The following is a 24,667-nucleotide window of genomic DNA, read 5'->3' on the forward strand; positions in this document are numbered from 1 at the left end:
TCAATCAACGTCGAAGCGATCTCCACTTGTGGCCTTGAGTTGCTGCAATAAAACTGGGGCTGTGCTGCGTGCCTTACCTTCCAGCTGAGCTTCGCGAATCAAAAGAGGACAACCGGAACTGCTGACCACTAGGCCCTGATCCTCAAGCACCGCCAGGATTGTCCCTGGTGCATGAGCACCGGTGGGCCACTGGCCCACCAGCTGGCGGCTGTTCGTGCTGAGTTGATCCTTCAACCGCTCGATCAACGGTTCACAGCGCAACACCTTCAGCCGTTTGCCTTGCCAATAGGTGAAGGCTCCGGGATAAAGCCCCATCACTTTTCGGTGAATGCTTAGAGCAGGGGCTGACCAATCCAACCTAAAATCCTGCTTCTCCAGCATGCGTGCATAGCTCGACTCCTCTGCCTGAGCACGCACCTTCAGCCTCGACAATCTCTCTGGCTCGCTTCCTGGACCTGCCGCTTCGATCAAAGGCATGGCCTCCACCATCAGCTCTGCTGTGAGGGAACTCAGCCGTTCAGCCAGATCGATGGAGGTATCCAGTAGCTGGATCGGAATCCTCTGCTCTAGGAGCACAGGTCCGGTGTCGAGTCCTTCTTCCATGGCCATGATCCCTACACCTGTTTCCTCGTCACCCTCAAGCAGGGCCCATTGAATTGGACCAGCACCCCGCCAACGCGGCAGAAGTGATCCGTGGCCGTTCCAACAACCCAGGCGAGGTTGCTGCAAAACATCCTTAGGGAGAATTTGTCCGAAGGCGACCACCACTGAGGCATCGGCTCCGAGAGCAGCAAGTTCCTCCTTGCAATCGTCATCCCGTCGGATCCGTTCCGGGGTGAACACCGGAAGTAACAGCTGTTCCGCCCTTGCCTTAACCGGTGATGGCACCAGTTGGTTGCCACGACCACGCCGCCGATCAGGCTGTGTCACGACTCCCACAATCGTGTGACCAGCCTTATGCAAAGCATCAAGGGTGGGCACCGCATAGGCCGGTGTTCCCCAGAACAGAATCCTCAACGTCAGGCTTCGCCGGTGATTGACAAACCATCCACCCAAACGTGAGGGCTCACGCCGCGGTGGGTGACTTCGGCCTCAGATTCAAGGTGCGCAATCCCGTTGAGAACAGTGCGGATGTCACCAGCAACCGTTGCAGCTTCAACCGAAACCCTTTCACCGTTCTTGACCAACCAACCATCAAACGGCAGAGAGAAGGATCCCTGGGTGGCCTTTACACCGGCATGCAGTGCAGAGAGATCTTCGATCAAAACGAATGGCCCGGATTCTGTGCGGTGATTCAGGCTGCTGCCGCTCATAACCTCTGGATCGGAGCCGACCACGAACCAGTCCGGACCGACCGAGACCTTGGCTCCGAGCCCCGCATGGCCGGTGGGCTCAACGCCGAATGCTCGCGCCGTGGCTTCAGAATGGAGGAAGTTCTTCAGTGTTCCTCCTTCAATCAAGGAAAGACGACGGGTCGGCGTACCTTCGCCATCGAAGGCTGCAGCACTGATATGGCCAGGATGAAGTCCGTCGTCGTGCAGATTCAAGAACGGAACTGCCACCTTGGAATCGATCGAATCACGCTGGCTCAGGCTTACACCGTCGAGCACCGAACGAGCATTGAACATGCTGCTGAAGGCACCAAGTAGGGAGAGAAAAGCCTCCGGTGTAAAGCAGACCCGGTAACTGCCGGTGTCGATAGGGCGATAGTCGAGATGACTGATCGTTCGGTCAACCGCTTCGCTGATGCAGCCTTGAACATCAAGTTCGCTGCTGCCGAGCCCAAGACGGACGGCTCCTCCACTTCTTGGCTTGCGGCCGGCCTCTTCGGCTCTGGCATAAAGATAGAGGCTGGCTTGGGTGCGCTCCATCTGGCGCAGAGCCCCATCACTGTTCAGATAAAGGCTCTGGGATAGAGATTCCGCCAGGCCGTTGTAAGGCACTGTTTCGATGGCCCGGTGGCGGCTCAAAAGGTCTGCTTCTGCGTCCCGAAGGGTGTCCAACAGGGGGAGGATTCCCTGGCGGGGTTGCAGTGGTCGATCCAGTTCAGGCAGGGGTGCCGTCGCCAGAGGTGAAAACTGAGGAATTTCGTCGGGGTTGCCAAAACGACTGGCCGCATGGGCCCCGACCAGCGCCTGCTCTAACCCTCCATCGGAAAGGTCGGTCGTGCTGGTGATGCCGACCAGGCCATCGCTGTTCCAGACGCGAACTGTGATGGAACTCCGCTGTGATGCCTTGAGTTGTTTTGCTTCACCCCGGTCAACCTGAACAGAGCAATCGTCGCTACATGCAGCACCGAGATCCCAACAGCGAATCCCTTCTCGTGAGGCGAGAGTCTGGAGTCGATCTCTCAGATGTGTGGCGTTGAGGCTGTTGTTGCTGGTCATCCTCAGCGCCCCCCAACTGTGATCGAGTCAACCTTGATGTGGGGTTGTCCGACGGTGACAAACACACTGCCGCTTACGGAACCGCAGAACCCTGCAGCCAGTTCAAGGTCATTGGCACACATCGAAATCCGTGGCATGACCTCTTTGGCATCACCGATCAGCGTTGCTCCTTTGACGGGTTTGGTGAGTTTGCCGTTCTCAATCAGATAGCCCTCTTCAACGGAGAAGTTGAACTGGCCAGTCGGACCAACGCTCCCGCCTCCCATGGCCTTGCAATAAAGACCCCTATCCACGGATTCAATCAGTTGTTCAGGCGAATGTGATCCAGCATCGATAAAGGTGTTTCGCATCCGGCTGGCAGCTGCAAACGCATGGCTCTGACGTCGACCGCTTCCCGTGCGTTTGTGGCCGGTGCGCAGTTCCCCAGCACGGTCGCTGATGAAGCGCTGCAGCACACCGTCTTTGATCAAGACAGTGCGCTCAGGTTCCATGCCCTCATCGTCCATGGACAAAGAACCGAAGGATCCACCACTCAAGCCTTCGTCGATTGCGGTGACGGCCGGGTGAGCAATGAGTTCACCCACACGGTCAGCGAAAGGGGTTGTGCCGCGTTCGATCTGAGTTGTTTCGAGAAGGTGTCCACAGGCCTCGTGGAAGATCACACCGCCGAACCGATTGGCCAGCACAGCTGGCATTTGTCCAGCATCCACGTAATCGGCACGCAACATCGTGCCGGCGCTGTTGCAGACCTCTGCTGCACTGGCTTCGGAATCCCAGTCACGAAGGTCGTCTGGCCGATCGGAACTGCCGTAGCGACGGCCAATGCTGGATCGGTGATCTCCGTCGGCAGCCAGGACTGATAAGCCCGACGACTGATGCAATCGAATGTCTCTCGCGAAGGTTCCGTCTGATGCAGCGACCAGCACTTCCTGCCAATCGCGGGCGTAACTGCCGCGGCGAACCTGTAGGTGCTGGCCCAAGCGCTCGAGATGAGCAGTTCCCTGCAGAAGGCATTGGCTGGCTTGATCCAGGGAAGGGCAGCGATCAAGCCAATCCGCCTTCGCCAAGCCGTGATCCGTCAGGGCCTTCAATCCTTCAAAACCAGCTGACGTGGTGAGGTCTTGGGGCTCAAGTCCCAGCATGGCCAGGGCCTGGTCAAGAGCACGCTTCAGTCCTGCTCCGCTGAGGTCATTGGTGCTGACAAAGCCATCTCGTCCTTCACGGAACACCCGCAGTCCTGCCCCACGAGCAAAGGATGGATTGACACTGGTGATCCGATCCTGTTCAGCGAGCAAACCAATGTGATCTGTTCGCTCGAGGAATACTTCCACCAGATCGGCACCTGCAGCGCTGCCGCGTTGCAATAGGGACTCCAAAAGTCCGCGCCACTGATTGGAAAAGGCGTTGGTCAAGGAAACTCCTGAATTTGGCTGGGGAATACCCTCAGCGCACGGCTGGTTGAAAACGCTCGCTGTCGATCGCTGGCATCAGAAATAGCTTTGCCATTTCGGCACCGTTACCGATCCAGAAAGGCAACTTCCGCAGCAACTTGACGGGAGCAATGGAATCGCTGGCCTCGGCCTGCTCCAAGGCATTGTTGTTGGCAACAATGCGCTCGAGGCGAGTCCAGAATTTTTCGTTCTTGACGTCGAGGACGACGGGGAATACACGAGCAGAGGTCTCGTTGGTTTTCTCGATCACCATTTTGTCGTAGGTGCGAGCGTCGAGGCCTAGGGCCTCGTAGAACTCCTTTCGGGCCACATCACGCACGTACATGGTCGCGAATACCGCCAGAAGGAAGAAGCGACACCAGAGTTTGGCGATCGGACCGCGAACCGTATCGGGTTGTGCCTTCATGAGAGCATCGAAGAAATCGCCATGGCGATTTTCGTCCTGACACCAGTTCTCAAAGAAGTTGAAGATCGGGAAAATCTTGCTGTCGGGGTTCTTTTCGAGGTGGCGGAAAATAGCGATGTAACGCCAGTAGCCAATCTTTTCAGAGAGATATGTCGCGTAAAAAATGAACTTCGGCTTAAAAAAGGTGTAATCCTTATTGGCCGTGAGAAAACCAAGGTCAAGTTGCATACCGAAGTCGCTCATCGACTTATTGAGGAAGCCTGCATGACGGGCTTCATCACGAGCCATGTGAGCAAAACACTCAGCAAGAAGAGGATTTTTGGCTTTAATCCGACGGCTCAATTCCTTGTAAAGAAGGAATCCTGAAAATTCAGACGTGCAGCTTTGCTCAAGGAATTCGATGAAGACCTTGCGGGTCTCCGGGTCGAGCTTGTCTGCGGCTCCCTCAAACTCCTCGTTGCGAACAAAGTGATGGCGGTTGTAATCCTTCCTGAATTCTTCGCAGATGGCTTCTAGTTCAGCCTCGTTCGGCTGAAGATCCATCGCCGCCATCGCTTCAAAATCAGTGGTGTAGAAGCGAGGGGTGAGGATTGTGTCCTTGACAGGATCCTTGATGGCTACAGCGCTGCCTTCGGCCACGGTGGTGGGAGGGACCATCAGTTGCGTTTCACGATCCTGCCAATGTAGGCGTGTCAGGACGACTCCAGAGGTCAAAACGACCGGTTAGTTACCTCCCAACCACTTTTGGCCGTTGAGGCGTTGCAACAGGCGGGAGACCAAAAGGGGCAGGGACATCCGCTTCTCGTCGATCAGGAAGCTTTCCAACAAGGTGGGGTCACTGCCGGGGTCAGCTAAGGCAATCACCTTTGTGCTGTTGATGTCTGCCTTGGAGAAGCAGAGCCAGAAGCGGCGTCCACCAGGGAGTTCGCCGATGACCATTGGACAATCCCCTCCAACCACGGGACGTTGACCATCCACGCGCTCCAGTCGTTCGGCTGTGATGTTGTGGTCAGCCAGCTGTTTGGCGACGGCCGGCACAAACAGCGAGTCGATGAACTCTGGGAAGGGTTTGTCCTCCGGTTTCGGAGGCTTTGCTTTCGCCGCAGGCTTGGCAGGGGTCTCTTGACCTGAAGGTTCCTTCTCGACAGGGGTTTCGCTCACCGATCCAGGGTTACTGCGGCAACTGTAAGCAGCCTGGAGCTTTGGTTACCAGTTCGCTTCAGGATCATCCCCCCAGTCGCTGGACTGCTGTGAGGGAGATGGTACCGCTGGGGGTTGTGGATGCTGGGATTCAGACGTAGGGCGTTGAATCACGCGATAAGCGACAGAAACCGTCGGGGCCGGTTCGCGCACATCCCTTTCAGGACCAGGGGTTGCAGAGGATCGGCGGGCCGAGTCGTTGACGGGTGATTCCGTCTCGTGGACGTCGGGGTGGACAGGGGAATGGCGCTTCCGACTGAGAGGACGTTGCGCTGGCAACAACAAGAACGCTGTGAGTGCTGCTCCCGCAGCGCCACCACCGGCGGCGAGCGCAGTCCACGCACCCAGGGGCATGGCTGGGGTCGTCCAAACCAGCAAGCGAAGCCGAGTCTTGTCTCCAACATTGGTCGCAGAAAGGGCGAGCAAAGCCAGAAGAGGAGCCAGGCAAGGGATCAGCAGCAGCCGCTGAAACGTGCTCATTCCAGCGGACCGCTCCAGCGGTTCAACGGAGCAAGATCATCTTCCAGCCCATCGAATAGACGCACCACAAGAAAATCCACCATCTCGTTCAACGACTCTGGTCGGGTGTACCAAGCCGGAATGGGAGCGGCAATGGTTGCTCCTGCTTCCGCCAGACCGGTGAGGTTGCGGAGGTGAATCAGGTTGAAGGGCATCTCCCGTGGAGCGATCACGAGCGGACGACGCTCTTTGAGGTGAACATCCGCACAGCGTTCGATCAGATCAGCGGCAATTCCGGCGTGGATGCGTCCAACGGTTCCCATGCTGCAAGGAACGATCACCATCGCCCGCGTCCGGTAGCTCCCACTCGCGATGCATGCGGCTTGATCATTCCAGCGATGGCATGTCAAATCTCCGCTCTCCACCCCAAGCCTGACTTTCCAGAACTCTTTTTGCTTCAGGGGATCCACGGGAATGGACAGGCCTTGTTCGGCACGGAAGACCTCATGGGCCCCGTGGCTGAGAACGAGATGGACAGAGCGTCCTCGCTGCAGAAGCAACTGAAGGGCACGCTCTGCAAGGGGTTGTGCCGACGCACCGGTGACGGCCAGAACGTAGGGATGCATCACTCAGCGCTCGCTGAGGGAAACAGGCAGCGGCTCAGACGGTTGAGGCTCGGTGGTTCCTTCGCCGCCCTGACTGATGACCTCGAGATCGATCTGGTTGCGTAGAACATCGACATTGATCACACGCACCTGAACTTGATCACCGAGTTGATAGGTCTGACGGTTCTTGCGACCGACCAAACGATTCTGCCGTGATCTGTATTCGTACCAATCATCGTTGAGGGAGCTCACATGAACCAGGCCCTCGACCCGACTCTCGCCAACTTCAACGAAGAAGCCATAGCTCTGAACACCACTGATACGGCCTTCCACCTGCTCGCCAATCAGCGGTTGTGCTGATCTGGCCTGGATCATCGACAGCAGATCTTTTTCAAGCTCCAGCACCTGCCGGCGACACGAATTGAGCCGCTGCGCCGTGCGGTCGTTGACCAAACCATTCAATTTCTCGTCCTGGGATGCCGTGAATAAGGGCCAAGTCAGATCAGCGCCTGCTCCCTTGCAACCAAGGTTCAAACGCTTCTTGTGACGGACGGTCGGACGATCTTTGGCGTCCGTCAAAAGTGCAACGAGCAACTGTTGATTGACAAGGTGTCCGTAATGCTGTGTGGCACAGGTCCAAGGGGTGAGTGATGCGTCATGGCTGGCTGGGTCTCTCTCCTCTTCTGGGGAAGGCTCCTGTTCTGCATGGGATGTCTCCGTGGACGCCGCAAAATTGAGTGGAGGGAGTGCGTGACTGAGCTGCTGTTCAAGCACCCGTCGTTGGCCGCTGTCTTTGAACACCTGGATCAGCTCGGACGCTGACGGACACCCCTCGTCATCGAGTTCAAGGGGGAGGTCCAAAGCGATGGCCGTCTTGGCAACATCGGTCAAGACGTTGCCATCGGGTTCCTCAGCCTGAATGCTGATCCCGGGCAATTGGAGATCAATGCGGTGTGCAGTCCAGGCACGATCGGCACACCTCAGCAGAGGTTGAAGGAATGCATGGGGATCCTCCGGGTTGAAGGCGTCAACCCAGCGATGACGAAGACCGGATGGATCCGCACTGCGTAAATCACCAAGCGCCTCAATCTGGGGAGGGCGTAGGTCCAGTTGCACAGCCCCGATGCTGCGCTCGTAGTCCAGCAGGAGAGTGCTGCAGAACCGCAAGGTTTCCAGTTGAGCCAAATGATCTTTGATGGGCTTAAGTGCCGCCGGAATGCTTCGAGCCTTTGGTTTGCGTTCCGCCAGAGCGATCAATTGAGCAGCGCTCACTTCGGCTGTGGGGCGAACCGTGCTGAGCATGAACTCCCAGTCGCAGAGTTCACCATTGGCTGCGACGTCCAGTCGCACGCTGATGGCCTCGACTTCCTTGCCGGTGGCGAAGTTCGTCGCTTTGTTGAGTGCGGGTGTTAGTAGGGGGTGCCAGACCTCACCGAGGCAAAGTGCTTCGCCGCGATCTCGCAGACAAACATCGAGGCTGCTGCCTAATCCGATTCGCTCGCCCACGCTGGGTACGTGGATCCACAGACGACATCCGCCATCCTTGGCTTCAACATGAACTGCCGGCAAGCCCGGTGCCTCCTCCTGCTTCCAGCCTTTGAGAAGGAGGCAGGGTTGTCCTGTCATATCGACACGGCCCTTTGCCGCAGGAGTTTTGCCAGAACTACGAGGTGCAGCCGGACGATCTTGAAGCCCAGCCTTGGTCAATAAGAGGTCACGGTCCGCTGTAGGGCCGCCGTTGAGCGGGAGAGAGCGCACCACACGACCGGCAGCAGCGTTCTGGGCCACGGGATAGCGGTCAATGTGCACCTCGACAACGCTTGAGATCTCTTCTCCAGGTAGATGCTCGGAATCCTCTGGTGGCAGTTCGATGCCAGCCAGCACCCTGTCATCAAGGGGTGATGCCAGTAACTGCTGGCCCTGTTGCTCCACCTGGGCCAGAAGAGAGCGGGTTGCACGCTCAAGGATGCACTGAACTCCGCCTTCGGGAGAGCGTCGTCGTCCGCCCTCGCGCGTTACACGTACCAACACGCGATCACCATTCCAAGCATGGTTGAGCTGATGATCCCGGATGTAGATGTCCTCACCGCCGTCATCACGAATGGCGAAGCAGAACCCTTTGCTACTGCACCTCAGTCGGGCATCAATCAGATCATTTTCAAGTGGGCGCTTCAGTCCACCCTCGCTCGATCGTTCAACGACACCGAGCTTCACCAGTGATGCGATTGCAAGCTCCAGCGACGCTTGATCCGTCTTATTGAGCTTCAGGATCTTGGCCAGCTGGTCTTGTTCAGAAGGATGCTCTGTAGAGAGCTGATCCAGCAGATCGGCAACCGTGAATTTCATCGTGGCGTACGCAGGAACCGACCATCAGGGCCGGGAGAGAAGGAAGGGGTGGCCGACGCCGAACAGCTGGCCGTGCTGAGTCAACCCTTCGAACTTCACTTTAAGGCTCTGAAGTCTGATCCCCGTCTGTGGAGTTTTGAGCATTGCTGAACAGAGGCAACAGCAAGCGACCACCAATCACGAGAAAACCGATGGAAGCAACCAACTGGAGAAGGTCGCTGGGAATCACTGTGGCGACGGATCCTCCTGCAAAGGCGCCCAGCAAGCTCGCGAGAACAAGAGCTGATGATGATCCAAGAAACACCGCCAGGGGGCGATTTGAAGTGCCGCTGATGGCGACAGTGGCGAGTTGGGTCTTGTCACCGAGTTCGGCCAAGAACACGGTCAAGAAGGTGGAAATCAGAAGGGGAAAATCCATTGTCAACTCGCAGCACTAAGCCATAAAGATCGGGCGGCTTGCAGGCCTAGCCAGATGCCAAGGGCCACCATCAGCAGTCCAGCCATCAGCTCCAGTCGCTCAGGAGGAAGCGTTTTGGCCAACCATTGACCCACGAGGACTCCCACAAGGCTGGACGCAATCAAAGCCAGCGCGGCACCGATGAACACCAACACCGGTGAGCCGGACTGGGCGGAGAGCAGCAGCGTCGCCAGCTGCGTCTTGTCACCCAGTTCAGCCACGAAAACTGTTGTGAAGGTGCTGAACAGCACGGCAGCAAAGCTCCGCGACTCGCTGCTTGTTTGCTCACTGGTCAACAGGACCTCCCGCTGTCTGCGCGCGGTTGAACCTACGCATCACGCCACTGCGGCCGCCATAGGTGCTGCGGATCTGCTGGTTGCAACAGGCAATGGCGAAGCCGTCGAGTGCATCATCTGGAACGTGAAACAACCGCCCCAGCTCGCTGACGCGGCAGAAATCAGGACGCTCGTCGTAGATCCTGCAGCGCTGCCTGCCCGTGTCGTAATTAATGCACCAGCCATCTGGCCCCACCATGGCTAGATAAGTGCGCTGTTGATCTTCGGTCAAAGCCGCTAGAGCATCAGCACGTTCCTCCGGAGCGAGTCGACAACAGGCACCGCAGTGCTTGATGCAGGTCCACTGAAGCTTCTCTCTGGTCATCGCTGAGGCTGTGACAAGCCATCACAGAGAGAGGAACGAATTCGTCGATCTCGGGACAGAGCCCCGTAGCCTGGGAGATGAAAAGATTTCGGACAGCGCTGCATCGTCATGGGCTTTGACATTCACCTGATCGCCAACTTTGCCGCCCTGGCGTTGATCACCATTGCCGGCCCCGCTGTCATCTTCATCCTCTTCTACCGCCGCGGCGCGCTCTGATCGCCTCTGCTTAGGGACGAAGCCCCAATCCAAGACAGGCTTCTTCCATCAACTGAACGACACGTGTATCCCTCGCCAGGTCGTCGTCACTGGTGAGGGATTTTTCTTGTTCAATCTTTGCCTGCAAGGTTTTCCCATCTCCATTGGTGAGCGTGAGACCTGACATTTCGTTCCAGCAAGCTGTGTACTGACGGGTCCCGCGGTCGATCAGCACTAGCTCCGTATGGGCTCGAATTGCTTTCAGCTCCAGTTGCAGACGCTGTTCGCCCTGCCAACGGTTGATCGAAATGCTGTAAGCCACGTCACAGGATTCGGGGACGACCGCTGATGGATCCCATCGCCAGGCAATGGCACGGCACTCGCTGTCTCCCTGGCGAAGCCTCAGGGCTAGGTGTCCTCCTTTGAGGTCACGGCGCTCCTCAACGTTGACGCCCCGTGACCAGAACAACGGTTTCGGATGACCGATCCCAAAGGGAGCCAAGGATTGCAAATGCCGCCAGAGCTCCCAGTTCACGTCGTTTAAATGCAGCAGAGCATCGGGTTGCACTGGTCGGCCGAGGGCCTGAGTCATCAGCCAACCATCCGCTTGTTCGCAGAGACGTTCATGCAGAGCATGCACATGCTCCGCTTTCACGGTGAACCCTCCGGCGGCGGGATGGCCTCCAAAACGGGACAACAGATCACTGCAACTGGAGAGGGCCTCATCCACAGCAAATCCGACGGGCCCACGCACCGAAGCCCGTAGACAGCCATCACCATCTCCGGCAAGGAGAGCGGTGGGTCGGTGATATCGCTCCATTAGACGCGCAGCAACAATGCCAATCACCCCGTGATGCCAGTGGCTTTGCGCCAATAGAAGAAATGATGGGAGAGCATCACTTGTCTCCGCTTCCACAAGGGCCACGGCCTCCGCTTCAATCGCATCGCATAGATCGCGCCGCTGGCGGTTGAAATCATCACAACGTCGCGCCAACGCCATCGCCGAATCAGAGTCTTCCGCTGTGAGTAGATCCACGACGAGCTTCGGTTCTCCTAAGCGACCAACAGCATTGATGCGTGGTGCAAGTTGAAATCCGATGTCTTCGGCCGTCAGCGGACGTTCCCCGAGACCAGCTAGACGCTGCAGTGCTTGCAATCCCCTGCACTCGGACCGATGCAGATGATTCAGTCCCTCGAGCAACCAGCTGCGGTTGGCGCCTACCAAGGGGGCCATATCGGCCACAGTTCCAATGCAGAACAGATCCCGAGCCACGCGGATGGCCTCAGGCTTGTTCAGGGCTTCGGCCACGGCATGGGCAAGCACATAAGCCAGTCCAACCCCTGCCAGACCACGATAAGGAGAGCCGTGCGGTGTAGTCGCTGGGTGAATCAGGGCGGTCATGGGCGGCCGTTTCGACGGAATGGTGTGGTGATCAGTCACGATCACCTGCATGTTCAAGCTGGCGGCGAGATTGAGCGCTTCCCTCGCGGCAACGCCGTTATCGACGGTGACCAAAAGTCGCACTCCGTCGTCGTAGAGCCGCTGAACCATGGCTGGGTTGAGGCCGTATCCCTCGTCCATCCGTGACGGAATCGCTGGCTCTGGATCGGCGCCAAGCGGGCCCAAGGCTCTCAAAAGGAGAGCTGTGCTGGTCATTCCATCGGCGTCGTAATCGCCACAGATGGCCAAGCGTTCTCTGGCACGGCAAGCCTTAACCAAGCGCGCACAGGCTTGGTCCAGATCAGGGAAGTGATCGCTGGTGGGCGGCAGATCACTAGGTGAGAGGAACGTTTCCGCCTCGGATCGTGATGTGAAGCCCCTGCGACGCAGAACACACCGCAACGCCAGCGGTAAATCAAGCCCCAGCAATGGCGATGGTTCCACTACGGCTGGAAGGGACCAGGACCAGTGGAGGGGGACAGCCGGCAAGGGAACGCAACAGGCGGTGATGTCCCAGCATTGTGCCGTTGCTGGTCATCAAGTTGAACAGGCTTTCAGCGGGTTTTTGGGATGTGGATGGAACCTTGGCTGATACGGAAATGGATGGTCATCGCCCGGCCTTCAACACGGCTTTCGAGGAGCTGAATCTTCCGTTTCATTGGGATGAAGTGCTTTACAACACGCTTCTGGCAATTCCTGGAGGACTCCGCAGGGTGAAGATCCACGCTGAAGACCGTGGGGTGATGCTCAGCCAAGATCAACTGGAGCAAGTGCGTGATCGCAAAAGGCTGCATTACCTGGAGCGCGTCCGTCAGGGCAATGTGAAGTTGCGCCCCGGTGTCAGGAGACTGCTGGAGGAGCTGAACCTCGCTGGGGTGCAGCAGTGGATTGTGACTTCAAGCGGATCCGCCTCGGTGATGGCCCTTCTCGAGCAGATCCAGAACGACATCCCTCACTTCGATGGCGTCGTGACATCCGACGACGTTTCAGCAGGCAAACCTGCCCCGGACGGCTATCTGCTGGCCCTCAGACGCAGCGGGGCCGATGGCGCGGCAAGTCTCGCTGTGGAGGATTCAGCGGCGGGTCTGTCTGCTGCAACTGCAGCTGGTTTGCGTTGCTTGCTCACCCCCTCCCCATGGGATGCGTCTGCCCTGCGTGATGCCAGTAAAAATGCAGCTGCCGTGCTGGATCACCTTGGTGAATCGGGGGTGCCGGCGACCGTACGTTCGGGTCCCACTTGCCAGGACGGAACAGTGACGCTGAAGTATTTGGAGACTCTGCTTTCGGTGCCTGATCGATGAGCTCAATCCAGCGCACACGTCTGGCGGGCCTGCAGAACAGTTGGGGAGGAGTACTCCGGCGGAATTGGTCAGGCCCCTGGTGGCGACGTAGTGCGTCGTTGTTGATTCTTTTGTTTGGATTTTTCATCGGCAGCAACCTCACAGTGCATCTGGCGAATGCCGTAGGGGTCAGAACGTTCACGGCCCTCTATGCCCTTATTGCCTGTGAACTCCTGGTGTTCTGGCGCCGTCGTCTCCCCTGGCTCGACAACCTGCGATTGGGTTTTGTTTACGCCATTGTTTTGGAGGCCTTCAAACTTGGATCCTGAGGGCCAACGTTTGATTCCGAGCGACGACCAGAAACGGTTGCTCGAGCACCTTGAGCTGGGAGATGCCATCGCCTGGGGTGCAGAACAGAGGAGAAGCAAGCGCCACCAGGTGTCCCTCGATCAATGGCACCCGAAAGCGGCGCCGGATTGGTTGTGGTCTGTTGGTCTGCCCGTTCTGGGCCTGGCGGAGCAATGCCAGGGAGAACGTCGTCTGCTCGGACTCAGTGCTCTGCCTGGATGTGGGAAGACCACACTCGGGCAATGGATTGAAGCCGCCGCAGGGGCTCTAGGTCTCTCGATTCAGGTGGTGTCGCTGGATGATTTTTATTTCGAGGCCGATCGGCTTGATGCAGCCATGCACGGCAACCCCTGGGGTGTCCCCCGCGCACTTCCGGGTAGCCATGACTTGGAGCTCCTAAAGAACTGTCTTCAGCGATGGCGTCAGGGTCAGGAGGTCTTGATGCCTTGCTTCGACAAAGCCAAACGACAGGGCCGTGGAGATCGCAACGGTTGGCGCCGCTGCAATGCGAACTTGCTGATCCTTGAGGGTTGGTTTGTCGGCTGCAGATCAACCGGTGGCCTTTCCTCAGATGAGCCTCATCTCGTCACCCCCTTGAGTCCACAGGAGCAGGAGTGGCGCCAGAAACTGCAGCCGGTGCTCGCCAAGTACGAAGCCATTTGGGATGGCTTCGATCAACTCTGGCAATTGCGAGCGACGGATTTCAACGCTCCGTTGCTGTGGAAACGACAACAGGAAGCAACCCTGCAGGCGCAAAAGGGAGCATCCCTCTCAGCCTCGGAATTGGATCTCTTCATCCGCATGATCCTCTGCGCGCTGCCATCGAGCAGTTTTCAAGACATGCTGGCGGATGTTGTTGTGGAGGTGGATCCGGATCGAACCTTGCGGCGAATCCACCTGCCCAATGCGATTCAGGATTCTCCGTCTTCTGACTCACTTACCGGGTAGACAAAGCCCTGAGCACGGCCACTCAACACAGACTTGCCGATGGACATTGCACGCTGGGCGGCAACCGCTGCCTTGGCCTTCCAGGTGGCGCTGCGCTGGTTGCGCTTGGCCTTGGATGTTTTCTTCTTCGGGACGGCCATTTCGCCTGGTGTATTTCCAAACTGAGATTGTCTCGTTTGGAACCCCCTTGCGTCAAATCGCTAGGCTCAATAGAGCTCAACGCTGACGTGACACCAGGTTCGAACAGCTCTAGTGATTCCGCTGCCCCTCAGAAGGTTCAACCTTCCTCGATTCAGGGCTTCTGGAAGAAACAGGACACTGTGAGTTATTCCACCCTGCTGAGGGATATTGACGCAAAACAGGTCAAGCAGTTGGATCTTGTGCCTGGCCAGAGGGAGGTCAGGGTCCAATACAACGACGGGCGACGAATCACAGTTCCTGTTTTCGCGAACGACAATCAGATCCTGCGCGCTGCCGAGAGCTCTGGCACGTCCCTGACGGTCGTGGATGTGCGACGCGAACAAGCAGGTCGCGAACTGGCGGGAACCCTGTTCCTGGTACTCCTGGTGGTGGTCGGCTTGTCTTTTCTGCTGAGACGATCGGCACAGATGGCGAATCGTGCCCTGGGCTTTGGGCGCAGTCAGCCGCGGTTGAAACCACAGGAAGACCTGCAGCTGCGTTTTGAGGACGTTGCCGGTATCAACGATGCACGGCTCGAACTGGAGGAGGTCGTCACCTTTCTCAAGCAGCCTGAAGCGTTCATTCGGCTTGGCGCCAAGATTCCACGAGGGGTGCTGCTGGTCGGTCCCCCTGGGACAGGCAAAACCCTTCTAGCCAAGGCGATTGCAGGAGAGGCGGAAGTGCCCTTCTTCTCCATGGCAGCGTCCGAGTTTGTGGAACTTTTCGTTGGTGTTGGCGCGAGCAGAGTTCGCGATCTATTCCGCCAAGCCAAGGAAAAATCCCCCTGCATCGTCTTCATCGATGAGATCGATGCCGTCGGTCGTCAGCGTGGGGCTGGGATCGGCGGCGGTAACGATGAACGTGAGCAGACCCTCAACCAACTCCTGACGGAGATGGATGGGTTCGAGGAGAACTCCGGCGTGATCCTTCTTGCGGCCACGAACCGCGCCGATGTGCTTGATGCCGCTCTCCTGAGGCCAGGACGATTCGACCGCCGCATTGATGTGGGCCTACCTGATCGTCGTGGACGTGAGGCGATTCTGGCGGTGCACGCCCGAACAAGACCCCTCGATGACTCCGTCTCTTTGTCGGATTGGGCGAGCCGGACCCCCGGCTTCTCTGGTGCAGATCTTGCCAATCTGCTGAATGAGGCAGCCATCCTCACGGCACGTCAGAACATGCTCCGCATCGGCCAGTTTCAGTTGGAAGGTGCCTTGGAACGCATCACCATGGGGCTGAGCAATCGGCCCTTGCAAGACACTGCCAAAAAACGCCTTATCGCTTACCACGAGGTGGGCCACGCCCTTGTGGCGACCCTTCTGCCGGCCGCCAGTGCGGTGGATAAGGTCACGATTCTTCCTCGGGGCGGAGCCGGTGGATACACCCGCTTTATGCCAGACGAAGAGGTGCTCGATTCCGGTTTGATCACCCGCGCGTCCTGCTTGGCGGATCTGGTGGTGGCACTGGGTGGACGAGCAGCGGAGCAAGTGGTCTTCGGCTCCCTCGAGATCACCCAGGGGGCTAGTGGAGATCTCCAGATGGTGGCTCAACTGGCCCGCGAGATGGTGACACGCTTTGGCTTTTCCAATCTCGGACCCATGGCGCTGGAGGGGCCAGGAGCGGAGGTCTTCCTCGGTCGCGACTGGTTCAACCAACGGCCTGGCTATGCCGAATCCACTGGCCAGGCCATTGATGCACAGATCCGCCAGCTCGCCAAGAATGCTTTGACGCAGGCCATCACTCTGCTGGAACAGCGTCGCGAGTTGATGGACCACCTGGTTGAAGTTTTGATTGCTGAGGAAACGATCAATGGTGATCGTTTCCGCGAGATCGCCGGACTGCCATGAGACGCCTCCTCCTTCTGCTGCCGCTGGTTGTTGTCGCAGCCCGGATGCAGATCGAGTGGCTCTGGTTTGAGCAGTTCGGCTGGACTGACGTTCTCCTGAAGCGCTGGCTTCTGCAGTTTCTGTTTGCGGGGTTGGCGCTGCTGCCACTGATGGCTGCACGGACCTGGTCAAGACAGTTCAAGCACCACAACCTGACGTCAGCTCAGGGATGGCGCCTTACCGGTTGGGCCTACGGGACAGCACTCCTGCTCAGTGGCGGTGTGGTTCTGATCAGCACAATGCTGACCCTTGATCTGGTGGCATTGACCATCCGTGATCCGTTCCAGCTGGGGGAATGGGTGCCGAGCCTGTTGCCTGACAACGGAATCACGGCTGCTGTGATTCTCATCAAGGCAGTGCTTATTACCGTGGCAATGGCCTGGCGTCGCACAAGCCCCTGGCTGGCACGGATCGTCGCAGGTTCACTAGTTTTTGTCGTCGCGCGAGCGTGGGGCATCTGGTCGTTAGCCCTTTGGATCCCGAACAGTTCCCTGCAAGATCCCAGGCTTGGTGCCGATGTCAGCTTCGGCCTGGGACGCTTCGCGGGCTTGCATTTGGGCCTGGAGCTGCTGGTGCTGAGCACCGCCTTCACCCTCTGTTTTGAACTCTGGCGTTGTCTCGCTCACTCCCAAGCCATCTCTGACTGGGCCAGTCCTGCCTTTGCAACGCGACAGCTGCAGTTGCTCAGACTCCTTTCAGCTGTTCTGGTTTTGCAAACGGCCGGCTTGGTCTGGTTATCAAGGCATCAATTGCTTTGGAGCCAACACGGACTGGTGGCTGGTGCAGGCTGGCTTCAGGCTCACATCACGCTTCCGCTGCGGGCTGCTGCCACGCTGCTGCTCGTTTTGATTGCATTGGCGCTGCTCTTGCCTTGTCGCCAACGCCTGCATCAAGGGCTTGTTCTCACGTTGGCTTCGCTCGTGGCGCTGGAGATGGTGGCCACGCCACTGACGCGTTGGCTCCTGGTCCGTCCGCAGGAGATCAATCTGCAAGCTCCTTATCTGGCAGACGCAATTAAGGCCACCCGATGGGGTTTCCAGCTGGACCACATTGAACGTCAGGTCTACGAACCACAGACAAGGCTCAGCGCAATGGATTTGAAGCAAGGCGCCAGCACTCTGGGCAATGTGCGCCTGTGGGATAGCGCCCCCTTGCTGGAAGCCAATCGGCAACTGCAACAGCTTCGGGTCTACTACCGATTCTCGAATGCGGCGGTTGACCGTTATCCGCTCAATCAAGACAGCGATTCGGCCCAACAAGTGATTGTTTCTGCACGTGAATTGGATCAGTCCGCGTTGCCGAGGCGATCAAAAACGTGGCAGAACAGCCATTTCATTTTTACCCACGGCTATGGATTCACCGTTAGCCCTGTGAACGAACGCAGCAATGATGGTCTGCCCTCGTATTTCATTAGTGATCTCGGTACAGAAACACGGATTAAGGGAAATGAGGCACTTGGAATCGATCAATCCGAGGTTAGAGATGCGATCCCTGTTGGCAATGCTGCTCTCTACTACGGGATGCTCCCCTCTCCCTATGCAGTTGCTCCAACAGCGATTCCGGAATTCGATTATCCCGAGGGAGATCTCAATGTTGAGACCCACTATCGAGGTTCAGGTGGGATCCCTATTGGATCCTGGCTTCAGCGTTGTGCAGCGGCCGTTTATCTCCATGAGCCGCGACTGCTGACGACAAAAGCAATCTCCGCTGATTCAAAAATATTGATCCGTCGTGAAGTGAGAAGCCGTGTTTCAGCAATTGCTCCATTCATTGATTTCCGTGGCGATCCTTATCTGATTTCGATCCCGGAAACTTATCCCGAATCGGCTGGAACGATTGAAACACGATCGCCGCAACGTCAACAGCATCAGTATTGGGTCGTTGAAGGTTATACCCACAGTTCCACCCTTGCCTACAGTGCGGCGGTCTCTTCCGAAGATTCTGATCGATATTTAAGAAACTCGGTTAAGGCCATCGTCGATGCTTACAACGGCAATGTTCGTCTTTATATCTCAGAGATGGATGATCCGATTGTGAACGGCTGGGATGAAGCATTTCCAGGCTTGTTTGAATCCATGCAATTCATGCCGCAGCTGGTTCGTGATCACCTCAGAGTGCCCGAGGATTTCTTCAATGTTCAGGTCAACCAGCTGAAGCGATATCACGTCGAAGATCCAAGAATCTTTTACAGCGGTGATGATGTCTGGCAGGTCCCCAGTGAGATTTATGGCGGCGAGAAAGTTAATGTGGAGCCTTATCACGTTACGGCTCAGGTTCAGGGCAATGACAACTCGGAATTTCTCCTACTTCAGCCTCTAACACCACTGGCACGGCCCAATCTCACCGCCTGGCTGGCTGCCCGAAACGATGGCGAGCACTACGGTGAATTGGAGCTGATCGATTTCCCAAAAGACAAGAACATTCTGGGTCCTGAACAGGTGCAGGCTCTGATTCATCAGGATCCGGAGGTCAGCAAGGTGTTTGGTCTCTGGGATCAGGGGGATCTTGAACTCGTCCAGGGCAATCTCTTGGTGCTTCCCCTTGGTGAGGGGCTTCTCTACGTCGAACCGGTTTATCTGCGCACCAGCAAGGTGGGCCTGCCCTCGCTGGCCCGAATCGTTGTCAGTGATGGACGCTCAATCGCCATGGAGCAGAGCTTGCCCCTTGCTTTGGAGCAACTCATGAAAAAAGCCCCACCCGTTTGAGGGGCGGGGCAAACGAGGCATGCCAAATGGCGTGCTGAAGAGAAATCAGCCGATTGACGAGAAATACTCTTTTGAGCCTTTGGGATCGGGCTTCATGGTCTTTTCGCCAGGAGTCCAGTTGGCAGGGCAGACCTCGTCAGGGTTGGACTGCACGTACTGGAAGGCCTGCAGAACCCGCAGGGTTTCATCAACGTTACGACCCACGGGCAGGTTGTTGATCGTGGCGTGCATGATGACGCCATCGGGATCGATAATGAACAGCCCACGCAATGCGACACCTTCAGCGTCATCGAGGACGTTGTAGGCGGTGGAGATTTCCTTTTTCAGGTCAGCGACGAGGGGATAGTTGATGTCGCCCAGGCCACCCTGATTGCGTGCAGTCTGAATCCAAGCCAGGTGGCTGAACTGGCTGTCCACGGAAACGCCGAGTACTTCGGTGTTCTTGCTGGAGAAATCGGAATAACGGTCACTGAAGGCCGTGATTTCAGTCGGGCAGACGAAGGTGAAATCCAGAGGGTAGAAGAACAGCACCACGTACTTGCCCCGGTACTGGGACAGCGTGATTTCCTTGAACTCCTGGTCCACCACAGCGGTAGCTGTGAAATCAGGGGCCTGCTGGCCAACACGCAGGCAACCGTTGTCGGTCATGATTGGAGGGAGAATGAATGACCTGAAGGCCGCAACCGACTTAATACGTAGTCGATTCGACTTCCAGTTTCATGTTTCAACCTATCACGGCTATGGCCGTCCGTCGCCATAAACTCAGACGATGACTGATCAACTCACGAGCTGGGACCCTTCACTGCTTCGAAAGTTCAGCGCTACCGGACATTTTCGTCTGCTGAACCAGCTGAAGGGAGATCTGCGGAAAAAGCCCTTGGATCGTGACCAACGATCAGGACAGCTCAGGAGTCTGAGTGTCAATCGCGGCTCAACCCGTCGTTCGGCGCCAGCGCGAAACACCGAGCCAGCCTCGGCACCAGTACAGACGGTCCAGGTTGAGGCTCTTGCCAACCTGGATGATCAGCCCAAATCATTCCGAGATCGACTCAATGCCATCGATATGCGCTGAGCCAGAACCCTCGAGATGTATGATGGCGACTGGCCTGAAGGGCCTGCGTCAGAGTAGCTCAGCTGGTTAGAGCACAGGATTCATAACCCTGAGGTCGGGAGTTCAAGTCTCCCCTCTGACATTTATTCGACAAACCTGGGGAGATGCCAAAACCCTCTCGGTTTGAGTTGGAATTTCATGTGCTCAAGCCTTGCGCACAGGCAGCTTTACTAGAGGATTGAGGGCTGCACCACCGGCACGACGGATTTCAAAGTGAAGGTGGGGACCTGTGCTTCGACCGGTACTTCCCATGAGAGAAATACGCGCGCCACGGGGAACAACCTGGCCTTTTTTGACAAGAAGACGACTGTTATGGGCATAACGGGTTGATTCACCGTCGCTATGGGCGATTTCAACCAAATAGCCATAGGCACCGCTCCAGCCGGAGAAGGAGACAATGCCATCCCGTGCAGCAATAACCGGAGTTCCTGTGTTGTTGGCGATGTCAATCCCTTTGTGCATCCGACCCCATCGCCATCCATACCCAGAGGTGAACACACCCTTTGTCGGCCATTGGTAGCCAACAATCGGGGGCTTCAGGCTGTCGGGTTGGTCGACTGTCGTTAATGGGTTTTGTTGAGGCCAGGCAGCACCACCACTGAGGAGAGGGCGAACGGCAAGAACAGACTGACCTGACGATGCTTTAGCGATCTGGAGTTCGCGACCGACAGTCAAGTCATTCAGTTGAACACCAGGATTAAAGGACTTCAACTGCGCTTGGGTCACCCCATGACGGTTGAGGAATGCAGCGAGTGAGTCACCCTGCTGAATTTTCGCAATGGTGCTGACTGGAGGTGGGGCCGAAACAGGAAGCGTGTTGCGTTCACTGGCTCGATCGAGAGACGAAAGAGTTACTGCAACCACCCGAGTTGAATCAGGAAGAGCAAGCCAACTGGTTGGCTCGAAAACATGAGACGGAGAAACGCTGTTCAACGTCGCAAGAGTCTGTGAGTCCAGCCGAAGCAATTCGGCAAATCTATTCAGTGAAGTCGACCTGAGAACCTTGAACCAAAGCCTGGATGTGGTGTCTGTTTTGCTCGCCAGGGAAACTGGCTCAGGAGAATCAACAGATGGGAGTGGTGGTAATTCAGCGAGATTGAACGTGGCGTTATCAGCAATTCCGGGCAGGGTGCTCCATACACCCAGCGTCACAACAGGGGTTACAGCAGTTGCTATAGCAAGCAGTGCGCGCATGAAACCCGATAGACGCGTTGAAGGTAACGAGCCGAACATCACAGCGCAAGGGGGCTTGGAGCAGTGGTGCGATCACCACAACCGCAACTGCTGACCAGCCACATAGGTCACTAGTGCACAGGCCACAGAAAGATTCAGGCTGCGCACGCCTCCCTGGCCAGCGTCATCGGCCGCACCGGGCATCGGAATCGTCAGGATGGTGTCGCAGACCTCACGAACCGAGTCCGGCAGACCGGTGTCTTCACGGCCGAACAGCAGAACATCACCCCGTTTGAATTGAAATGAGGAGAGCGATGCACCACCGCGACGACTACAGCCGATCAACCTCTGCTCCGGCAGAAGTTGTGACTGGAATGCCGGAAAATCTGAGGCGATGCAGAGTTGAACGTGCGGCCAGTAATCGAGACCGGCCCGGCGAACGCTGCGATCATCGACCTTGAAGCCAAGGGGTTCGATCAACGTCAGGGGCACTCTGAAGGCAGCAGAGGTACGCGCAATATTCCCCGTGTTTGGTGGAATCTGTGGCTCGAACAGTGCAATACGCAGCGGATCGATGTCAGTCATGGCACCACACGGCCAAGGGCATGAAGGTCAAGAGCACGTCCCTGGAGAACAAGCCAGGCAGCATCGGCAACACGATCAAATTCTTGAGCGAGAGCTCCTAAACGGTCTCGAAACAGCCCACCAATACGTGTAGGAGGAACAACGCCCCATCCTGTCTCTTCGATCACGAGTACAACAGTGCAGCGCGATGACGTGACGGCATCGATCAGACGTTGACACAGCAGGTTCCAGGCGGATGCATCGAGCTCCAAATGATGAGCAACGAAGCCGCCAAGCGCATCGATCAGCACCGACTGACCTGGCGACAGGGTCTCAATGACCTCCACCAGCTCAGCACCGGATTCAGCAACAGTCCAGTGCTCAGGACGACGTTGTCGGTGAGCTTCAAGACGTTTCTTCCACTCAAGGTCTGCCGGGCGGGCTGCTGCCGTCGCGATGTACGTCACATCAGGGTGGTTCTGCAGCAGATGCTCTGCCCACCGGCTCTTGCCACTGCGCGCTGGCCCGCTGACCAGAATCAAACTGTTGTTGATCTCTGAAACTATGGGCTCGTTAGGGGCCTTTGGATCAACCACCGCCATTCATACCTTTCAAGGTTGCAACGGACGACGGAGAGACGCGGTTGAGATACCTGAAAATCCAATACTTAAAAATTGTCGCCAACACGACGGGGAAGGTCGCAATGAAGAGATTGACGAAACTTTCGCTTGATGGAAGGCCGAAATGCTCTGCGATTCCATCCAGCAAGACAGACCAGCCTTCAGGGCTGTGATAACCCACAAAGATATCGGTGAACAAAATAATGGCGAAGGCCTTGGCGGAATCACTCAGGCCGTACACGGCTTCATCAACAAATCCCCGGAGAACCCTGAGTTCGTCCCGACTGATCAGACACACCACAGCAAAAGCAATCAGACCTGCGAAATCGGCAAAGACGTTTTTGATCGCCTTCAGGCTCTCCTCATCAGCATCGTGCTTGAGCTCCGTTGCCTTCTCGGTGAGCTGGTCGCGCAGCTGAGCATCATCCAGCGGCGGCACACCCTTTAAAAATGCATCAAATTCCAACTCTTGTTTATAAAGGCGAAGCTTTTCAGCCGCTTTTTCCTCCAGTTGTGGCTTTGGGTAACTGAGGAAAGGTAGTTCGGGTGAAAAGTGATTCACCGCAGGTGAGATCAGATACGTGCCGGCGATCTGCTGAACCAGCAAGGGAACTAGAATCAGCAACAGCAGAACACGCAGGGAGATCAGCGTGCTGTCACGACGGCGTCGATAGCCCGCAACAACGTTGTCCTCCGTTGAGGGATCCAACTGCAGTCGAATACTGTCAAAGACACCCAGAAGTGAACGGGGCAGCGCGTCCGGTGAACGACTAATAGACGGTGTGCCACTCGAACGTCGGGGTCCATAGCGGCTGACAACGGTTTCAATCAGTTGGAGTTGCCGTAGCTCCTGAGAATCAAGTTGGGCCCGTTGTTCCGAAAGATTAACCGCTGAATTGCGGCAAATGGCCAGTGCAGTTTTGAACCGGCGCAGAATCGTGGCCTGAACAGCTCGAGGTACGGAAAGCTTGAGGTCAGGGCGGATCTGTCGGTCGCCGTAATACTCCAGCTCCAGGCTCTGAATGAGCAGAGCAGCCTCATAACCACGCTCAAGATCACTGGACAATTCAATGGATTGATTGGAGCTGAATAGATTGATCCAGTTACGGCGGCTCATCTCAATCGTTCAATCAGCGCGAGAAAACCCACCAGGTCGCCATCGGAATGATGGTTCCAAGCACCAGAAGGATGATGACCCATTTGGTGGCATCGCTCTCTTCGGTTTCCGCCTTGGTTGGGATGTTGGTGGGCAGGGTGACCCGTTCAATTTGCTGCGGTGGGCCGGGGTCTTCTCCGCCTGAGAGAACTGTCGAAAGACGCGTCAGACCATCCACGGAAGCTTGGCGGTAGCGGTCCCCTTCCCGCAAGGGCACAGTCATCGTTGTGCGGGCGGTACTGGAAAGAAGGCTGGCGGGAAGCTGAGCTTCGAGCTCCTGATCCGCAACCAGGGCGGATTTCTTGTTCTGAGTTTCGATCAACATCAAAAGGAGAGGATTGCCAGTCGGAGAACTCCAGGTTTCGAGGAGTTCCTCACCGAAGCTGTTCAGACTGATGCCGTAATCCAAACGTCGCAGGGTGATCAGACGGGCATCCACCCGTTGATCATCAAAACTGCGTAACTTCGCCTCCAATTCGCCACGACTGGCACGGCTGAGCACATCCGCTTCGTCGATCACCAGTGTCTCCGGCAGGCTTCCGCCTAAGGCAGCAGGAGCTATCGCAAAGCTGGCAGGGGCCAAGAGAAGCAGACAGATCCCAAAACTGAGCAGGCTGGCCAACAGGCGTCTGGCGGAAAGGAACATCCCATCAAGCGTTATGACCACCTCAGTCTGCCGTTAGCTGTCCAGCATGTCTCGGTTGAGGGCTTCAATTGCTTGAACGACCATGCGGGCCTCATCGACGGGCAATGACATTTGACAGGTGAGTTGTTCCAGGAATTCGGTCTCCTCCGGAGTGACCTTGCGATCGGCATGGACGAGATGCGCCGCCACGGCGAGGGCGGACTGCTGCTGCATTTCATTGAGCTGCGGCAGGGCGGATGCAATCAGACCATCAACTCCCTGGTCCCGCAGCAGCAGCAGCAGCCGATCAAACAATTCCCCCATCGCAGCTTCAGAGCTGTCGCTGTAGAGGGATCGGTACTCCAGTTGACAGCGGAGGGCATGGGCTTCATCCCTCCCGAGCTTTCCATCACATGAAACAGCGGCAAGGGCAATGGCGGCAAAGGCCTCTTGAGTCGTCATGG

At 56.9% G+C, this 24,667-nt stretch carries 27 protein-coding genes and 1 tRNA gene; 8 read left to right on the forward strand and 20 right to left on the reverse strand.

Going from position 1 to position 24,667, the window contains the following annotated elements; translation table 11 throughout:
• From fmt to FZZ88_RS08395, 11 genes are all read right to left on the reverse strand, one after another.
• The gene (fmt, locus tag FZZ88_RS08345; protein ID WP_166016512.1) at positions 1 to 1,017 is read right to left on the reverse strand and encodes a methionyl-tRNA formyltransferase; all 1,017 of its coding nucleotides are present in this window, start codon (positions 1,015 to 1,017) and stop codon (positions 1 to 3) included.
• Positions 1,018 to 1,019: 2 nt separating this feature from the next.
• On the reverse strand, positions 1,020 to 2,387 hold the full coding sequence (locus FZZ88_RS08350) for a TldD/PmbA family protein (RefSeq protein ID WP_166016513.1): 1,368 nt from the start codon (positions 2,385 to 2,387) through the stop codon (positions 1,020 to 1,022).
• A gap of 2 nt (positions 2,388 to 2,389) precedes the next feature.
• Positions 2,390 to 3,799 (reverse strand): TldD/PmbA family protein, encoded by a 1,410-nt coding sequence (locus FZZ88_RS08355; protein WP_166016514.1) that lies wholly within the window; start codon positions 3,797 to 3,799, stop codon positions 2,390 to 2,392.
• 31 nt (positions 3,800 to 3,830) lie between these two features.
• Positions 3,831 to 4,901, reverse strand: coding sequence for a magnesium-protoporphyrin IX monomethyl ester (oxidative) cyclase (gene acsF / locus FZZ88_RS08360; protein ID WP_166016515.1), 1,071 nt, complete (start codon positions 4,899 to 4,901; stop codon positions 3,831 to 3,833).
• Positions 4,902 to 4,967: 66 nt separating this feature from the next.
• A complete protein-coding gene (locus tag FZZ88_RS08365) occupies positions 4,968 to 5,405 on the reverse strand; it encodes a DUF2996 domain-containing protein (protein WP_115093862.1) in 438 nt (145 codons plus the stop codon).
• Positions 5,406 to 5,450: 45 nt separating this feature from the next.
• Complete coding sequence (locus tag FZZ88_RS08370) at positions 5,451 to 5,924, reverse strand: hypothetical protein (RefSeq protein WP_166016516.1); 474 nt, start codon at positions 5,922 to 5,924, stop codon at positions 5,451 to 5,453.
• Entirely contained in the window at positions 5,921 to 6,529 is a 609-nt protein-coding gene (locus tag FZZ88_RS08375; protein WP_166016517.1) for a flavin prenyltransferase UbiX, read from the reverse strand. The genes FZZ88_RS08370 and FZZ88_RS08375 overlap by 4 nt, the downstream gene beginning before the upstream one ends.
• Before the next feature lie 3 nt (positions 6,530 to 6,532).
• Positions 6,533 to 8,854: an RNB domain-containing ribonuclease gene (locus FZZ88_RS08380; RefSeq protein WP_166016518.1), complete on the reverse strand. Its 2,322-nt coding sequence runs from the start codon at positions 8,852 to 8,854 to the stop codon at positions 6,533 to 6,535.
• Between the two features lie 100 nt (positions 8,855 to 8,954).
• On the reverse strand, positions 8,955 to 9,272 hold the full coding sequence (locus FZZ88_RS08385) for a TMEM165/GDT1 family protein (protein WP_166016519.1): 318 nt from the start codon (positions 9,270 to 9,272) through the stop codon (positions 8,955 to 8,957).
• Between the two features lie 2 nt (positions 9,273 to 9,274).
• Positions 9,275 to 9,607, reverse strand: a complete 333-nt coding sequence (locus tag FZZ88_RS08390; RefSeq protein WP_115023142.1) for a TMEM165/GDT1 family protein — start codon at positions 9,605 to 9,607, stop codon at positions 9,275 to 9,277.
• On the reverse strand, positions 9,597 to 9,971 hold the full coding sequence (locus FZZ88_RS08395; RefSeq protein WP_166016520.1) for a YkgJ family cysteine cluster protein: 375 nt from the start codon (positions 9,969 to 9,971) through the stop codon (positions 9,597 to 9,599). The genes FZZ88_RS08390 and FZZ88_RS08395 overlap by 11 nt, the downstream gene beginning before the upstream one ends.
• Before the next feature lie 108 nt (positions 9,972 to 10,079).
• Between FZZ88_RS08395 and psb30 the strand changes: the two genes are divergently transcribed.
• Positions 10,080 to 10,187 (forward strand): photosystem II reaction center protein Ycf12/Psb30, encoded by a 108-nt coding sequence (gene psb30 / locus FZZ88_RS08400; protein ID WP_115023138.1) that lies wholly within the window; start codon positions 10,080 to 10,082, stop codon positions 10,185 to 10,187.
• 10 nt (positions 10,188 to 10,197) lie between these two features.
• On the opposite strand, the gene recJ is transcribed toward psb30, so the two are convergent.
• Complete coding sequence (gene recJ / locus FZZ88_RS08405) at positions 10,198 to 12,096, reverse strand: single-stranded-DNA-specific exonuclease RecJ (protein WP_166016521.1); 1,899 nt, start codon at positions 12,094 to 12,096, stop codon at positions 10,198 to 10,200.
• 32 nt (positions 12,097 to 12,128) lie between these two features.
• Between recJ and FZZ88_RS08410 the strand changes: the two genes are divergently transcribed.
• Genes FZZ88_RS08410 through FZZ88_RS08420 form a run of 3 tightly spaced genes read left to right on the forward strand, consistent with a single transcriptional unit; the run spans position 12,129 to position 14,183 of the window.
• Positions 12,129 to 12,908, forward strand: coding sequence for an HAD-IA family hydrolase (locus tag FZZ88_RS08410; protein ID WP_230332860.1), 780 nt, complete (start codon positions 12,129 to 12,131; stop codon positions 12,906 to 12,908).
• Positions 12,905 to 13,216, forward strand: a complete 312-nt coding sequence (locus FZZ88_RS08415; protein ID WP_166016523.1) for a DUF565 domain-containing protein — start codon at positions 12,905 to 12,907, stop codon at positions 13,214 to 13,216. The genes FZZ88_RS08410 and FZZ88_RS08415 overlap by 4 nt, the downstream gene beginning before the upstream one ends.
• A 10-nt stretch (positions 13,217 to 13,226) precedes the next feature.
• Complete coding sequence (locus FZZ88_RS08420) at positions 13,227 to 14,183, forward strand: phosphoribulokinase (protein WP_226423613.1); 957 nt, start codon at positions 13,227 to 13,229, stop codon at positions 14,181 to 14,183.
• Here FZZ88_RS08420 and rpmF read toward each other — a convergent pair.
• Positions 14,147 to 14,323 carry a 50S ribosomal protein L32 gene (gene rpmF / locus FZZ88_RS08425; protein ID WP_006851068.1) on the reverse strand — a complete coding sequence of 59 codons (177 nt, stop codon included), beginning with the start codon at positions 14,321 to 14,323 and terminating at the stop codon, positions 14,147 to 14,149. The two genes, FZZ88_RS08420 and rpmF, sit on opposite strands and share 37 nt — an antisense overlap.
• A gap of 87 nt (positions 14,324 to 14,410) precedes the next feature.
• Here rpmF and ftsH point away from each other — a divergent pair, with 87 nt between their 5' ends.
• Both ftsH and FZZ88_RS08435 read left to right on the forward strand, forming a co-directional pair.
• Positions 14,411 to 16,210, forward strand: coding sequence for an ATP-dependent zinc metalloprotease FtsH (gene ftsH / locus FZZ88_RS08430; RefSeq protein WP_166016525.1), 1,800 nt, complete (start codon positions 14,411 to 14,413; stop codon positions 16,208 to 16,210).
• A complete protein-coding gene (locus tag FZZ88_RS08435; protein WP_166016526.1) occupies positions 16,207 to 18,954 on the forward strand; it encodes a UPF0182 family protein in 2,748 nt (915 codons plus the stop codon). The genes ftsH and FZZ88_RS08435 overlap by 4 nt, the downstream gene beginning before the upstream one ends.
• A gap of 45 nt (positions 18,955 to 18,999) precedes the next feature.
• On the opposite strand, the gene FZZ88_RS08440 is transcribed toward FZZ88_RS08435, so the two are convergent.
• The gene (locus tag FZZ88_RS08440) at positions 19,000 to 19,602 is read right to left on the reverse strand and encodes a peroxiredoxin (protein ID WP_166016527.1); all 603 of its coding nucleotides are present in this window, start codon (positions 19,600 to 19,602) and stop codon (positions 19,000 to 19,002) included.
• Positions 19,603 to 19,723: 121 nt separating this feature from the next.
• Here FZZ88_RS08440 and FZZ88_RS12265 point away from each other — a divergent pair, with 121 nt between their 5' ends.
• Positions 19,724 to 20,026 carry a hypothetical protein gene (locus tag FZZ88_RS12265; protein WP_166016528.1) on the forward strand — a complete coding sequence of 101 codons (303 nt, stop codon included), beginning with the start codon at positions 19,724 to 19,726 and terminating at the stop codon, positions 20,024 to 20,026.
• A 47-nt stretch (positions 20,027 to 20,073) separates the two neighbouring features.
• Positions 20,074 to 20,147: transfer RNA gene (locus tag FZZ88_RS08445), tRNA-Met, on the forward strand.
• A 62-nt stretch (positions 20,148 to 20,209) separates the two neighbouring features.
• On the opposite strand, the gene FZZ88_RS08450 is transcribed toward FZZ88_RS08445, so the two are convergent.
• The 6 genes from FZZ88_RS08450 to FZZ88_RS08475 form a co-directional block, all read right to left on the reverse strand.
• Positions 20,210 to 20,929, reverse strand: a complete 720-nt coding sequence (locus FZZ88_RS08450) for a peptidoglycan DD-metalloendopeptidase family protein (RefSeq protein ID WP_370519985.1) — start codon at positions 20,927 to 20,929, stop codon at positions 20,210 to 20,212.
• Between the two features lie 402 nt (positions 20,930 to 21,331).
• Positions 21,332 to 21,823 (reverse strand): tRNA (cytidine(34)-2'-O)-methyltransferase, encoded by a 492-nt coding sequence (locus FZZ88_RS08455; protein WP_166016530.1) that lies wholly within the window; start codon positions 21,821 to 21,823, stop codon positions 21,332 to 21,334.
• On the reverse strand, positions 21,820 to 22,404 hold the full coding sequence (gene cobU, locus FZZ88_RS08460) for a bifunctional adenosylcobinamide kinase/adenosylcobinamide-phosphate guanylyltransferase (protein WP_166016531.1): 585 nt from the start codon (positions 22,402 to 22,404) through the stop codon (positions 21,820 to 21,822). Before cobU ends, FZZ88_RS08455 begins: the two co-directional genes overlap by 4 nt.
• The gene (pxcA, locus tag FZZ88_RS08465) at positions 22,391 to 23,539 is read right to left on the reverse strand and encodes a proton extrusion protein PcxA (RefSeq protein ID WP_166016532.1); all 1,149 of its coding nucleotides are present in this window, start codon (positions 23,537 to 23,539) and stop codon (positions 22,391 to 22,393) included. Before pxcA ends, cobU begins: the two co-directional genes overlap by 14 nt.
• Positions 23,540 to 23,552: 13 nt before the next feature.
• Positions 23,553 to 24,224 carry a photosystem II repair protein Psb32 gene (psb32, locus tag FZZ88_RS08470; protein WP_166016533.1) on the reverse strand — a complete coding sequence of 224 codons (672 nt, stop codon included), beginning with the start codon at positions 24,222 to 24,224 and terminating at the stop codon, positions 23,553 to 23,555.
• A gap of 33 nt (positions 24,225 to 24,257) precedes the next feature.
• Positions 24,258 to 24,665, reverse strand: coding sequence for a tellurite resistance TerB family protein (locus FZZ88_RS08475; RefSeq protein ID WP_166016534.1), 408 nt, complete (start codon positions 24,663 to 24,665; stop codon positions 24,258 to 24,260).
• Between the last annotated feature and the right edge of the window lie 2 nt (positions 24,666 to 24,667).

The organism is Synechococcus sp. PH41509, assembly GCF_020514285.1.
Taxonomy (GTDB): Bacteria; Cyanobacteriota; Cyanobacteriia; order PCC-6307; family Cyanobiaceae; genus Parasynechococcus.